This is a genomic window from Roseisalinus antarcticus (assembly GCF_900172355.1).
Classification (GTDB): domain Bacteria; phylum Pseudomonadota; class Alphaproteobacteria; order Rhodobacterales; family Rhodobacteraceae; genus Oceanicola; species Oceanicola antarcticus_A.
On record NZ_FWFZ01000057.1, the window covers coordinates 1 to 12,569 of the forward strand.

General features: G+C 60.7%; 12 protein-coding genes and 1 pseudogene. 8 read left to right on the forward strand and 5 right to left on the reverse strand.

Annotation, left to right across the window (positions count from 1 at the left end; all coding sequences use genetic code 11):
- Nucleotides 1-149 precede the first annotated feature (149 nt).
- The gene (locus tag ROA7023_RS21980; RefSeq protein WP_085881125.1) at nt 150-1,700 is read left to right on the forward strand and encodes an ABC transporter ATP-binding protein; all 1,551 of its coding nucleotides are present in this window, start codon (nt 150-152) and stop codon (nt 1,698-1,700) included.
- A complete protein-coding gene (locus tag ROA7023_RS21985) occupies nt 1,694-2,431 on the forward strand; it encodes an energy-coupling factor transporter transmembrane component T (protein WP_085881126.1) in 738 nt (245 codons plus the stop codon). Before ROA7023_RS21980 ends, ROA7023_RS21985 begins: the two co-directional genes overlap by 7 nt.
- A 21-nt stretch (nt 2,432-2,452) precedes the next feature.
- Here the strand turns inward: ROA7023_RS21985 and ROA7023_RS21990 are convergent, their stop codons facing one another.
- Entirely contained in the window at nt 2,453-3,307 is an 855-nt protein-coding gene (locus ROA7023_RS21990; protein ID WP_234992403.1) for a sigma-70 family RNA polymerase sigma factor, read from the reverse strand.
- Between the two features lie 87 nt (nt 3,308-3,394).
- Between ROA7023_RS21990 and ROA7023_RS21995 the strand changes: the two genes are divergently transcribed.
- The 4 genes from ROA7023_RS21995 to ROA7023_RS22010 all read left to right on the forward strand — a co-directional run bounded on the left by ROA7023_RS21995 (nt 3,395) and on the right by ROA7023_RS22010 (nt 7,704).
- Nucleotides 3,395-3,991 carry a MarR family winged helix-turn-helix transcriptional regulator gene (locus tag ROA7023_RS21995; protein ID WP_234992404.1) on the forward strand — a complete coding sequence of 199 codons (597 nt, stop codon included), beginning with the start codon at nt 3,395-3,397 and terminating at the stop codon, nt 3,989-3,991.
- The gene (locus ROA7023_RS22000) at nt 3,988-5,196 is read left to right on the forward strand and encodes an MRP-like and DUF971 domain-containing protein (RefSeq protein WP_085881127.1); all 1,209 of its coding nucleotides are present in this window, start codon (nt 3,988-3,990) and stop codon (nt 5,194-5,196) included. Before ROA7023_RS21995 ends, ROA7023_RS22000 begins: the two co-directional genes overlap by 4 nt.
- Before the next feature lies 1 nt (nt 5,197).
- The gene (locus tag ROA7023_RS22005; RefSeq protein ID WP_234992405.1) at nt 5,198-6,460 is read left to right on the forward strand and encodes a DUF6522 family protein; all 1,263 of its coding nucleotides are present in this window, start codon (nt 5,198-5,200) and stop codon (nt 6,458-6,460) included.
- 287 nt (nt 6,461-6,747) lie between these two features.
- A complete protein-coding gene (locus ROA7023_RS22010; RefSeq protein ID WP_085881129.1) occupies nt 6,748-7,704 on the forward strand; it encodes an NAD(P)H-binding protein in 957 nt (318 codons plus the stop codon).
- Between the two features lie 62 nt (nt 7,705-7,766).
- On the opposite strand, the gene ROA7023_RS22015 is transcribed toward ROA7023_RS22010, so the two are convergent.
- Nucleotides 7,767-8,417 (reverse strand): NAD(P)-dependent oxidoreductase, encoded by a 651-nt coding sequence (locus tag ROA7023_RS22015; protein ID WP_019956959.1) that lies wholly within the window; start codon nt 8,415-8,417, stop codon nt 7,767-7,769.
- Complete coding sequence (locus tag ROA7023_RS24610; protein ID WP_019956960.1) at nt 8,414-8,602, reverse strand: hypothetical protein; 189 nt, start codon at nt 8,600-8,602, stop codon at nt 8,414-8,416. The genes ROA7023_RS22015 and ROA7023_RS24610 overlap by 4 nt, the downstream gene beginning before the upstream one ends.
- A gap of 28 nt (nt 8,603-8,630) precedes the next feature.
- On the opposite strand from ROA7023_RS24610, the gene ROA7023_RS22020 reads away from it, so the two are divergent.
- Nucleotides 8,631-9,698: a protochlorophyllide reductase gene (locus ROA7023_RS22020; protein ID WP_234992406.1), complete on the forward strand. Its 1,068-nt coding sequence runs from the start codon at nt 8,631-8,633 to the stop codon at nt 9,696-9,698.
- A gap of 762 nt (nt 9,699-10,460) precedes the next feature.
- A pseudogene (locus tag ROA7023_RS22025) lies at nt 10,461-10,628 on the forward strand (ParB N-terminal domain-containing protein); the annotation flags it as partial.
- Nucleotides 10,629-10,737: 109 nt separating this feature from the next.
- Here the strand turns inward: ROA7023_RS22025 and ROA7023_RS22030 are convergent.
- Both ROA7023_RS22030 and ROA7023_RS22035 read right to left on the reverse strand, forming a co-directional pair.
- On the reverse strand, nt 10,738-11,580 hold the full coding sequence (locus ROA7023_RS22030) for a hypothetical protein (RefSeq protein WP_085881131.1): 843 nt from the start codon (nt 11,578-11,580) through the stop codon (nt 10,738-10,740).
- A 239-nt stretch (nt 11,581-11,819) separates the two neighbouring features.
- Nucleotides 11,820-12,272 carry a hypothetical protein gene (locus tag ROA7023_RS22035; protein WP_306372512.1) on the reverse strand — a complete coding sequence of 151 codons (453 nt, stop codon included), beginning with the start codon at nt 12,270-12,272 and terminating at the stop codon, nt 11,820-11,822.
- Nucleotides 12,273-12,569: the final 297 nt, after the last annotated feature.

The following is a 12,569-nucleotide window of genomic DNA, read 5'->3' on the forward strand; positions in this document are numbered from 1 at the left end:
AACCCTGCATGTGGGCCTGTTTAGTGTAACGACGAGATTAGACAGGGACGTCTACGAGATTTTGCGGCGGCATTGTGAAAATCGAGGCCGTAAAATGGGTTGGCAGGGGTTAGGTCACCGATTCAGGTGTTCGTTACCACTTTGCGAGAATGAACGCTGTTGGCCCGATCTCACTGACGGTGGGCAAGGGGGAACGGGTTTTGCTGCTTGGGCCGTCGGGGTGCGGAAAATCGACCTTGTTGCAAAGTTTGACCGGCGTGATCCCACAGACCATTCCCGCAACGATCAGCGGACAGATCACGATATTCGGAGAACCCGTCGCCGCTCGGCAGCCCGCAGATTGGGCCGTGGCTGTCGGACAGCTGTTTCAGGATGCCGACCAGACGCTTTGCGGCTTTCGCGTCGAGGATGAAATTGCCTACGGGATGGAAAACCGCTGTGTACCCGCCGCCGACATTGCTGCGGCGGTCAGGGATGCAATGGCGCGTGTCGAATTGCCACCGTCATGGCGGTCCCGGCGCATTGCCACCTTGTCTGGTGGCGAAAAGCAGCTTGTCGCACTTGCCGCGGTGATGGCGCAGCCAGCGCCGTTGATCGTGGCGGATGAACCGACGGCAAATCTTGCACCAGCGGTAGCGGCACGGTTGGCCGCCTTTCTGCTGGAACCTCGTAGCGAAGGGGGCGCTTTGATTGTGGATCACCGGTCGGGGCGGATACTGCAGTTGATCGACCGGATCGTGGTTCTGGATCCAGAGGGTCAGATTTTGGCCGAGGGAAACCCCGACGATGTATTTCATGCCCATGGTGACCGGATGGAGGCACTTGGCATCTGGACGCCGCTGGCGAGCCGGTTGGTCCGCAAGCTGGCGCGCGCAGGAATCGGTCTGCCACACTGCCTGACCATCCATGAACTTTGCCGGGCGCTGGACTCCCACGGTCATAGGGCAAAAGCGGCGCGGGTGCTTGAATGCACCTTTCAACCGCGTGCTTTGTCGTTGGCAACGCCAGTGGTACGGCTGTGCAGGGTCGATTGTGCCCCGCTCTTTGGGCCGGTCGTGCTGCGCGATGTGTCGCTCCAGATGAACCGGGGCGAGGTTTTGGGCATTCTTGGGGCCAATGGCGCCGGAAAGACCACGCTTTCTCAGTGCCTTGCCGGGCTGGTGCGCCCTGCGCGCGGCATGCGTGACGGGCCGTTGGGGGCAATCGCCTTTCAGAACCCCGAGGCACATTTCACCCAAGCCACCGTTCTTGCCGAAGTGCAGAAGGCGGGAACAGCTGCCGGAAAAGATCTGGCGCATCTGGCAGATTGGGGTCTTGAAGAGCAGGCGGATCAGCACCCCTTTACCTTGTCGTATGGTCAGAAACGTCGGCTGGCGCTTGCAATCCTCACGGCGACCGACCGCTGGCCCGTGTTGGTGCTGGATGAACCGACCTCAGGCCTTGACCAGCGCGGCGCCGACACGATCGCCCGGCATATCGCGCGTTTGGCACAGGCGGGGCGCGCGATTGCGGTTGTGACGCATGACATGGATTTTGCGTTTACCGTCTGTGACCGCGTCGTTGTTTTGGCCGAAGGCGGCGCGGTGTCTTCAGGCCCAGCGCGCACGGTGCTGCGGGATGAGGCCACCATAACACGCGCCGGACTGGCGTTGCCCACGGTCAGCCCGTTGCTGGACTGGTTGGAGCACAAGGGATGTTAGGGGTCCTGCATCCGCTGCCCAAGCTGATCGTGTGTCTGGTCTGGATCGTGACGGCGATCACGCTGTTCGATCTGCGGTTTCAACTCTTCACCATCGGGTTGGCCGCAACATTGCTGATCGTGCTGGAACGGCGGTCGGTGATCTTCGTGATTGGCCTGATGGTGCCCTTTACGCTGTTTGGCGCGGGATTTCTGACCACCAGCCTGCTGTTCCGTCAGGATACGGATTTTGCGTTGAAACTGTCGGCTGAACAGATATTTGCCCGACCGGAAGTATCGGCCGGATTGGTGCTGTTCTTTCGTGCGATTGCCTGCGGCATGGTTTCTGCGCTGTTCGCTCTGACCACAGATCCGGGGCAGTTGGTGCGCGCGCTGATGATTCATGCCAGATTGCCAGCCACGGTTGGCTTTGCGCTGTTGCAGGCCCTGAACCTGGTGCCCGATCTTGCACGAGAGGCGCAGCAAATCCGGCTGGCGCGGGCGATGATGCAGGGCCGCAGGCCCCGGCGCATCCCCGGACCCGTCGAGGGGGCGTCGCTGATCGTGCCGCTTCTGGCCTTTGCCATCCGCCGCGCAGGCCGCGCTGCACTGGCGATGGAAGCGCGCGGTCTGAAAGCTGGAGCGCCGCGCAGCCACTTGAACCAACCGCAGGCAGGCTGGGCGGATCTGCTGTTTGCGAGCTGTGCCGCGGGCCTTCTGGCAGGCGGCATCTGTTTTGCCCGGATTTTCTAGGGCGCAGATACCGCGCCGCAATCACAAGGCTGCCGCATCCGCCATCGAGGCCCGCAGGCGCGCAAGAGCGGTTTCGCGGATCTGGCGTATCCGCTCTCGCGAGACGCCAAATCGTTCGCCCAGATAAAGCAGCGTTTTCGGGGTGTCGGACACGTAGGTTTCGATGATGATTTCCTGTTCGCGTCTTGACAGCCGGTTCAGATGGTCCGCCATCCTGATCCAGAAGGCCCGGCCATCTAGTCGCGCGCCCACCTCCCTTTCAACATCGGCGTCCGGATCTTCCAGCAGATCCTGCAGTTGCATCGTGCCGCCGTCATCGCCCACTGGGCGGTTCAATGATCCATCTTGGGCGGCAAGTCTCTGTTGCATCAGCACAACCTGATCTGGCGTGACGGCCAATACGGTTGCGATGCGCCCGACCATATCCTGCGGCGCAACCTCGCCTGTACCGGCCAGACGGGTTTCAACGCGTTTCAGATTATGAAACAGCTTGCGCGAGGAGGCTGAGTTTGGAAGCCGCACCAAAGACCAGTTTTGAACCTTGTAATCTTGGATTTCCGCCCTGATCCACCACGCCGCATAGGTGGAAAACCGAAACCCCATGTCTGGATCAAAGCGATCGGCAGCTTTCAGCAGCCCGATGTTCGCGTGTTGCAGAATGTCTCTATCCAGCTCGCGGCCTTTGCCCCCGGCTCGGCTGGCCGCAGCCATCGCAAGTGCCTGGTGCGCGGTGACCAGTCGGTTGCGCGCCGCAACGTCACCTTTGTCGCGCCAGCATCTGGCCAGCCGGGCTTCGTTTGCCGCGTCCAGAAATTCTGCGCGCGGCACCTGTGTGCGTCCATTGCGGGAAGTAGGGAAAGGTTTGTTCATCTGCATCAAATGTAGTTTCGTTTCGATACTATCCGTGGGAATACTCTTGTCAATCTGATTTCGAAACGCTACCGTTCATTGGTGGGCAGCAAAGTGACCAGCACCGATGAAATCGCCGAACTGCTTGTCTATCTTGGGCGGGCAGCGCGCGGTGTCGATACGGGGTCAAATCTGACGGCGGCCCAATGGACGGCGCTGCGGTTTTTCGCGCGCGCCAATGACATTTCCAGAACCCCGTCCGCTTTTGCCAGCTTTCATGCCACCACGCGGGGCACGGCGTCGCAAACCATCAAATCGCTGCTGGCAAAGGGTTATCTTTCTCGGTGCGAGGCTGCGGACGACAGGCGAAGCGTGCGGTACGACTTGACGGACGCCGGGACGCAAGTCATGTGCGGTGACCCCTTGCGTGAACTGTCGGATGCCATTGATCGGCTGGACGCGGGGTTGAAATCGGCCTTGCGGCAGGCGTTGCCCGCTCTTGTGGGGCAGCTTGCAGACAGTCGCAACACGGTGGCCTTTGGCACCTGTGGCGATTGTCGGCATTTTTCGGGCGGCGGTGCGACCGGCTATTGTGCCTGCGTCGCCGCCGAACTTGCTCCGACCGATCTTGGCCGTTTGTGCATTAATTTTGCCGCGAGCGAGGACCGAACGCTGGCCTTGCACGGTGCTGTCACAAGGAAAACTGCATGAACTCCGCACAAGCAACGCCCCGCGTTTCTGATACCTCCAGCATGGCGCATCTGGGCCAGATCATCGCGGTGGCCAGCGGCAAGGGTGGCGTGGGTAAAAGTACGCTCAGCACCAACCTTGCGCTCGCGCTGGCGGCGCAGGGGGCGGCTGTCGGGCTTGTTGACGCCGATCTTTATGGCCCCAGTGTTCCGGGAATGCTGGGCATCAAGACCGGCCAAAGCCCGTCGATGTCCCCTTCGGGCAAGGTGATGCCTGCCCAGGCGCATGGGATCAAAGTGATCTCGATGGGCATGCTGACCGATGATGACAAGCCCGCCATTCTGCGTGGTCCGATGGTGTCTAAATACCTGCGCATGTTCATTCTGGAGGTGGATTGGGGCACGCTTGATTATCTGATCCTCGATCTGCCCCCCGGCACCGGCGACACGCAACTGACGCTGGCGCAAAGCTTTCCGCTGACCGGCGCTGTAATCGTCAGTACGCCGCAAGATGTCAGCCTGAAAATCGCCCGGCGCGGCATCCGGATGATGGAGCAGGTCAAGGTGCCGATCCTTGGTATTGTTGAGAATATGAGCGGGTTCACCTGCCCGACCTGCGGCGATGTCACCCACATCTTTCATCAGGGCGGCGGCGCGAAAATCGCGGCCAGTCTCGGGGTGCCGTTTTTGGGCGCGGTCCCGCTTGATCCGGCGATCGTGGATTGCGGCGACGACGGGCGGCCTTTGGTGATTGCTTATCCGGGCACCCCCGCAGCGGCAGCTTACCGCGATATCGCGGCAACCTTGTCGGGGCGCGCGCAAACCGCGCCGGGGATGCCGACGCCCTTCGATTGGCATTGGGCGGATGATGCCAGCAAACCCAAGCCGTCACCCGTTGCGGGCAAGTCGGGCGGCGCTGCCGAAGTCCCGGTGGCGATGGATCGCAGCGGCGGGCGCACGCTGGTCGTGCATTGGCAGGACGGTCATATTCAGCCAATCGACGTGCGCGATCTGCGCCTTGCGTGCCGCTGTGCCGCCTGTGTCGACGAGATGAGCGGGCGCGCGGTGCTTGACCCCGCGACTGTGCCGTTGAACATCGTGCCCACCCGGATCTGGAGCCTTGGCAACTATGCCATCGGCGTCAGCTTCAGCGATGGCCATAGTTCGGGGATTTACACCTTTGGTCATTTGCGCCGCATGGTGGCCGCCGAGGTTGAAGATGTCTGACATGACGACGCAGTTGCGCATCCGCGCCGGAACCTCGCCCGCTGACCCACACAGCATGCGCTTCGAGTTGGACAGGGATGTGCAGGGCGGTGCATTGGCGAGTTTTGCAGATGCCGCGTCGGCGCATGATGCCCCTTTGGCCAAGGCGATTTTCGCCATCGTCGGGGTGAAAACGGTTGATGTGTCCGGCGCGGTTGTGACGGTGGTCAAGACCGATGACGGCAATTGGGACGCCCTGAAACATTTGATCGCAGCGGCAATCCGAAGCAGCATGTCACAATCTTCCGCGCCCCTGGGGCAAGCGGTTAGAATAGCGGGCCAGGCCCGGACCGATGATGAAATCCGTCTGGCCGTGCAAGATGTGCTGGACCGGCAGGCCAACCCGGCGATTGCCAGTCATGGCGGGCATGTCAGCGTAACGAACGTGCAGGACGGCGTCGTCAGCATGCTGATGTCGGGCGGGTGTCAGGGCTGTGCGTCTTCGGCCGCCACGCTGCGCGGCGGGGTGGAAAGCATGATCCGGGCTGCGGTGCCCGAAGTGCGCGACATTATCGACGTGACCGACCATGCTGCCGGTGCGACCCCGTATTACAGCGCCGGATCGGATGGTCCGGCAACGCCCAAACGCCCCCTGCTGTATCGTCCTGTCCCACCCGATATGATCATGCGCGAGGATGGCCAGTTTCTGATCTCGCCAGACTACCTTGCGCCACGCCTGGGGATGGACGCAGCAACCCTGCGCGCGGCGATGCAATCGGGCGAGGTTGTCAGCCAATCCGAATCCGGCACCGGGGCGGATGCAGGCAAGACACGGCTGATCCTGCGCTCCAGCACGCGGGTCTGGGCGGCTGAAATCGCCGCCGATGGCAGCGCCCATGAAATCCCGGCGCCCCGTGCCGCAACAAATGCCGCCACCGCAAGTACCGCGCTGCGCGATCGCATCCGGGTGCATCTTGCGGGCCTGACTGCGGCAGATGTGCCGGTAACCTATGGCCAGCTTGCCCGAGCATTGGGGCTCTACATGCCCGGGTCTATTGCAAAGGTCACGCAGGCGCTTGAGGCGACGATGGTCGAGGACGCCGAAACTGGCGCGCCGTTTCTGGCCGCTCTTGTGGTTGGCAGGCTCGGGGACGGTGAGGGCGCCAAAGGGTTCCACCAGCAGGCCCGCGCCTTGGGTCGCGGCGCGGCCCCCGGCGAAGACGAGCGAAGCTATCACCAGCGCGAGTTCACCGGAGCCGCCGCCCTGTTGGCCGCCCAGACCTGACAAACGGCAAGAGCCGGGCTGCGCGTGTCACGACCGAAACGAGTCGGGACATGGCTACAGGGGAGGTTTGGCACCCTTGGCCACTTTGCGACTGGAAAACTTGAAACTCTTGCTCGGTCGCATCGCGGCAGATGCGTCGCTTCAGGCGCCGAAACCGCGCTTGTGCCGTGCAGCCCAACGCAAGGAACCGACATTGGCACCAGTCCGATATGCTGCGAACGGGGTTTGAGCGCTTCGATTGAAAATCCGCTTTCCGACCGCCTCAAGGTTGATTTAGCGTGGATGCCATGAGACCTTCACCTAAAACTGTCCTGTTGCTTGGGGCCACTGGCACAATCGGGCGTGCGACTGCCAAAGCCCTTCTTGCTGATGGTCATAAAATCATCGCGCCGGTGCGACCGGGATCTGACAGCAACGGACTTGAGGTCTTGGTATCTTCTGCGCTGACACAAGCCTCGCTTTCGGCCCTGATGACAGATCATGCCTGCGACGCCGTGATCTCGTGCGTCGCCTCGCGCAGCGGCGCCCCGGCCGACGCCTGGGCCATTGACCGCGACCTCAACAGGGCTTTGCTGCGGGCCGCGACCGGCGCGGGGGTCAAGCAGTTTGTGCTTTTGTCGGCGATCTGTGTCCAGAAACCCAAGCTGGCCTTCCAGCATGCCAAGCTCGCTTTCGAGGCTGAACTGCAAGCTGCCCCAATCACCTGGTCCATCGTGCACTCGACCGCGTACTTCAAATCGTTGTCGGGCCAGCTGAACCGTCTGCGCGCCGGAAAGCCGTTTTTGCTTTTCGGCGATGGCGAACTGACCGCTTGCAAACCGATCAGCAACGACGATCTGGCCCGCTATCTGGTACTTTGCCTCACCGATCCGGCCCTTCAGAACCGCATTTTGCAAATCGGCGGACCCGGCCCGGCCATCACACCGCGCGCGCAGGGCGAGATGCTGTTTCACGCTATGGGTCTGACGCCACGATACAAGCACGTGCCGGTTGCGATGATGTCAGCCATCGTCGCTGGCCTTTCATTTCTTGGCAAAGTCTCTCCCCGCCTTCGCGACAAGGCCGAATTGGCCCGCATAGGCCGCTATTATGCGACTGAGTCCATGTTGGTCTGGGATGATGCTAACGGCCGATACGATGCTGATGCCACCCCGGAGTTCGGCACCGAGACGCTCGCCGATCACTACAAGCGGCTTGCAACGGAAGACATCGCGGACGACCGGGGCGAGCACGCGGTATTTTGACCCCTCAGCCTGACTCCATGGGCAGACTGGTGCGCTGTGACGGACTTCTCGCACACACTGGTTCAACCCGAAAGGGATATGGTCTGTCGCGTGTTGGTCTTTACTGTCAACTCAGACAGGATCACCGCCGCAAGATCGTGGCGCGACACCTCTGATCCGCCCAATGTGCCGTCTGGCGTCGCCGTCCATTTGCCTGACGCAGGCTTGTCGGTCAGGGCAACGGGTTGGATCACAACGTAGTTTGCGTTCGATGCTCTCAACAGCGCCTCTTGCCTTTCCTTGTCTGCGATCTGCTCGCGCAAGATAAGGCGATAAAACAGTTTGAACATGAAGGGCAGTTTGTTCCGCGTGGCACCCACGCCAAAAGCGCTGACAACGACGACCGACCGATCCGCCCCGTCACCAAGTGCTGCAAGAATGTTCCGGGTTCCGGCCTCACAAATGTCGCGCGGTGTCGTGCGGCGCGCCCCGAACAGAAGGGCAAAGGCGTTTTGCGAGTTGCCGAGGGCCACGACAACCGCGTCGGTATCGGCCAGTGTGCGGACGACATCCTTTGACACCATCGCATCACCTTGCAGCACTGTCAGACCGACCTTTGGGGCAAGTTTGTCGGCATGTCTGGCGAGGGCAGTTACCTGATGGCCCGCCTTGAGTGCAAGGTCGATGACGGCGCGTCCTGTGCCGCCCGTCGCTCCGAACAGGGCGATCTTCATGCGGTCAACAGCGCAATCAGGATCGCGATGGCGACGGTATTCACGATATGCAGGACCTGTTCGATGTTTTGCGTCTGAAGATACTGCTTTCGGGCCAGCCATATCTCGGCGCGGTCGTCGGCTTCGCAGGCGGCCAACTTTGCGCGATCTTGTCGGCGCTTGCCTCTGAACTCCAGAACATTCAATACTATCAAAATAACGACAGCCCCCAAAATGAAGGCCGGTCTGATCCAGCTACTTTCCAAAACGAGGTCTCCCGAAAACGATCCCCAGCCGAAGTATCTAGCTTCTTTCGGTCAACAGTCGAGATTGCAAAACGTGCCCCAAGACAACCAACCCCTTGCCATAGTGACCGGCGCCTCATCGGGCGTCGGGCTGCATACGACCAATGCCCTGATCGGGCGCGGCTGGCATGTCATCATGGCCTGCCGCGACTTAGCCAAGGCCGAAACGGCGGCGCGTTCGCTGGATATGGCGTCTGGGTCCTATGAGCTCGCCCACATCGACCTTGCCTCGCTCGACAGTGTGCGCGCTTTCTATGCGGGCTTTCGGGCGCGCGGCGTGCCGCTGGACGCATTGGTGTGCAACGCCGCAGTTTACCTGCCACTGCTCAAAACACCGGCGCGCTCGCCAGAGGGGTTTGAGATCAGCGTGGCGACCAACTATTTTGGTCATTTCCTGCTGGCCAACCTGATGCTGGCGGATTTGCAGAAATCAGCCGCCCCGCGCCTGATCACGCTTGGCACGGTCACCGCCAATTCCGAAGAGTTCGGCGGCAAGGTCCCCATTCCAGCACCCGCCGATCTTGGCGAGTTTCAGGGTTTGAAAGCCGGGTTCAAAGCCCCCGTCGCGATGATCGACGGCAAGCCGTTCAAGGCGGGCAAGGCTTACAAGGACAGCAAGCTCGGCACCATGGTGATGAGCCGTGAGTTGCATACGCGGTTCCACGATGAAACGGGTATCGTGTTCAGCACGCTTTATCCCGGCTGTGTGGCAGACACGCCCCTGTTCCGCAACGCGCCGCCGCTGTTTCAGAAAGTTTTTCCATGGTTTCAAAAGAACATCACCAAGGGCTATGTCTCGCAGTCCCTGTCGGGAGAACGGGTCGCACAGGTCGTGGCGGACCCGGGGTTTTCGCAGTCCGGCGTGCATTGGAGCTGGGGCAATCGACAGCGTGAAGGGCGCAAGGCTTTCTCGCAAGGTTTGTCCATCAAGGCTACCGATGCGGAGCGATCCCGAGAACTTTGGGACCTGACGGCAGGACTCGTGGGGCTGAATTGAAAATTTCAACGTAGGGATAAGTGTGTCGCTCTATGAAGGACCAGATCGATCTTCATCCTGATTGCCCAAAGAAATAGTTTAGACGTCGGATCGGATCACGCGCAGTGGAATTGCAAGACACTTTGGGTGGTGGCCAATAGACAGCAAGCACGAATGACAGCTTCGCCCCGCACCACTGACTTTGGCCAGCCAACATTGCTGCGACAAGCCTGATTGGCCGTTCTAGGGAAGCCGCGCCGCAGCGCCTGCTCGGTCCTGATCGACGGCAATAGGCCGACAGCATATGCCCCCCCCCGACATGGTTCCTCCCTAGCCCGATCCGTATACGGGGGGGCGCAGCGCGGCATTTCGCTAGCGCGTGGCTTTTTCACCGGGGAAGCCACTTGGAAGCCACCCCCACGGATCGCCTCGGCATTATGACTCAATATCAGTGACTTACCCGGCACGCCGCACGGGCAAGCTGGATTTCTTTCGGAAGCCAGGGAAGCCACCTGACGGAAGCCACCCTCGCCAGTAGCCACCATAGGAACGCATCTCTCCGCCAGAAGCTTCCGGCCATCTCTGAACACGTTGATTCCAAGGCAGAAAATGGATTGACATTTCTAGCCCCCTTGACCTACCTATTAATTATCGAAGAATTGCGCCCGGAGGATAACCCTCGCGGGCGCTTTCTTTTTCCCCCACATCGCGGATTCTGATCGTGTCGCTGGCGTTGCCCGGCGCGCTTCGGCACGTCCGCCCTGCCCCAAATGAGAACCGCCCATGGACCTGGTCTTCGCACCGAGCCAGATCGAGACTTGGCCTCTCGACCGGCTGCGCCCTTATGCCCGTAACGCCAAGATCCATGGCACAGACCAGGTCGCCAAGATCGCCGCCAGCATGGCGAAGTTCGGCTGGACCGTGCCCTGCATGGGGTCTGATGCCGGAGAGTGCAGGTTTGATCAGCGGGTGGCTCGGCTAAAGACCGGAGGCCGATAGGTCACCGCACCGGGCGGGCGCATCGTTTCCGCGAATGCGCGGGTTTTCCCGAGTCTGAACGTCACCTCGAAATCTCCCCTGCCAACACCGCTTGGCCGTGCACGGCGAGGGTCGCGGTGAATTTTGGACAGGCGAAGCGCTTGATGACCTCGTGGACCCGAGCGTCATAAGCCGCTTGCCCGATCGAGCGGCAAAGATCTGACGCGTGAAACTGTCGGTTGATGCTTGGAGCGGCGGCAACCTGTGCCAGCAGTTCTCGCTCTCGAGGATCGAGCGGTTTCTCAGGCACTGGAGGGGTTGTTTGGCGGGGCATTTCACCAGGGGACTTGCGCCACCGGCGCATGAAGCCAAGCAGAAAGCCCGCCGGCACCTTGTCATTGCCGCGCGCCCGGTTGAAGGCCAGGAAACGCTCCCAGATGACCTGTGTGTCGACGTTCCAGCAGGGCAGGGCGGTCTTCGCGGCCTTGATCAGCTCAGCCCAACAGGTCTGGAAAACGTTCGATTTTTCGTTAATGTTGATTTGTCCCAAAAATATAGTTTTGTTAGTATTTTCTTTATATAGTGATGTGTCGCCTCCGCCTGACTCGACGTCGTGGGGCTCCTCCTCCTTATCGAAGGCCGTGAAGCGAAAGAGCCAAGGGGCATACTTGCCATGGGGCTTATGGCGGACGAGGTGGAGCTCTGAGCTTGCAAGCTCGTTCAGCAGGACACTCAGATATTGCCGCGAGACGCCGACCTTCTCGGCAAGCGCCGACAACGTGAAAGCCGCTGTTCCCCGGGGCAAGCCGTTGTAGCCTTCCTTACAGGCGATCCCGTCGAGGATAAAGGTCGCCAGCTTGTGGGCGGAAATGGAAAGATCAGTCTGTGTGATCCGGCGCAGGATCAGTCCGGTTGTAATTTCCATGGTCAGGTTCTCCTGAGAGGACCGACGCAATACTGTGAGGTAAAAACATTCTTGCTAGCAAAACAACTATTCTGGTTGCAGGAGTTTAGACGTTGCGTTAGAAAAATCGTGTTCAGTGTTTTTTCTAGCGCGGCGTCAGGCTTCACGGTCTGGCGTCGTCCTCGTTTTGGGGTTCAGTGCACGGTCTCCCGTGCAGGATTTCAGGGGCGCGGGCCTGGGCGAGGCTGGTCCGCGCTCGTTCAGTAGCGGACCTCTTCGAAGCCGTAGTTTCCTGCGTGGTCACGCCAGTCTACAAAGACCGCGCGATAACTCACCGAAGCGCAGTGCAGCGGACGAGGCAGGGCGGAAGCTGGCGGCACCTGGGCGACGCTCGAGCGCAACCAGTGGTAATCGCCTTGAACCCCGTAAGAGCCAATGCGCGTTGCGTCCGAGCTGATGCAGTCGCCATCCCGGTTTCGCCGCTGGCTAAACTGGATATGGTAGACTCGGATGCTCCTGACGAAGTCAAAGGCATCGTCGGAAATGTCGACGTTAGCCTGTTCGTCTGCCTGCACCGGGATGAGGGGAAGCGAGAGGTCAGGCAAACCAATCGACGGCGGAGTTTGAGCCGCGATGTTAATGAGCCGTTCCCCTGGCGAGGGGGCTGCAGGGCTACTGAACGACGCCCCCATGGGACAGCGCCAGATCTGCAAGGGCGGCTCGATCGGCCAAGGCGTGATCCGTCTGATGAACACCGCCCGCGCATGGGTGCAAGGCGCGGAGGCCGGCCAGCCACCGGCGAGACACAACAGGATCGCACAGTCGACGGGGTAAGCTTGGGCCGGCGCGGCCGTGCCGAGCAGGCCGGTTACGGTAATAGCTGGTCGCCTGTGATTTTCCCGTAAGCATCTGACAATGTATTCTTATTCTAGTTTTGATAATATCCGGAATCGCAAGGTTTCTGGTCGATACCCACGAAAACCTTGCGATTTCTGACGCGCTTGCGCGTA

What these genes read in the sequence shown, in the direction of transcription:
- ROA7023_RS21980 (WP_085881125.1), top strand. Translation starts at nt 150, where the DNA reads ATGAACGCTGTTGGCCCGATCTCACTGACGGTGGGCAAGGGGGAACGG.
- ROA7023_RS21985 (WP_085881126.1), top strand. Translation starts at nt 1,694, where the DNA reads ATGTTAGGGGTCCTGCATCCGCTGCCCAAGCTGATCGTGTGTCTGGTC.
- ROA7023_RS21990 (WP_234992403.1), bottom strand. Translation starts at nt 3,307, where the DNA reads ATGCAGATGAACAAACCTTTCCCTACTTCCCGCAATGGACGCACACAG.
- ROA7023_RS22000 (WP_085881127.1), top strand. Translation starts at nt 3,988, where the DNA reads ATGAACTCCGCACAAGCAACGCCCCGCGTTTCTGATACCTCCAGCATG.
- ROA7023_RS22005 (WP_234992405.1), top strand. Translation starts at nt 5,198, where the DNA reads ATGACGACGCAGTTGCGCATCCGCGCCGGAACCTCGCCCGCTGACCCA.
- ROA7023_RS22010 (WP_085881129.1), top strand. Translation starts at nt 6,748, where the DNA reads ATGAGACCTTCACCTAAAACTGTCCTGTTGCTTGGGGCCACTGGCACA.
- ROA7023_RS22015 (WP_019956959.1), bottom strand. Translation starts at nt 8,417, where the DNA reads ATGAAGATCGCCCTGTTCGGAGCGACGGGCGGCACAGGACGCGCCGTC.
- ROA7023_RS22020 (WP_234992406.1), top strand. Translation starts at nt 8,631, where the DNA reads ATGAAGGCCGGTCTGATCCAGCTACTTTCCAAAACGAGGTCTCCCGAA.
- ROA7023_RS22030 (WP_085881131.1), bottom strand. Translation starts at nt 11,580, where the DNA reads ATGGAAATTACAACCGGACTGATCCTGCGCCGGATCACACAGACTGAT.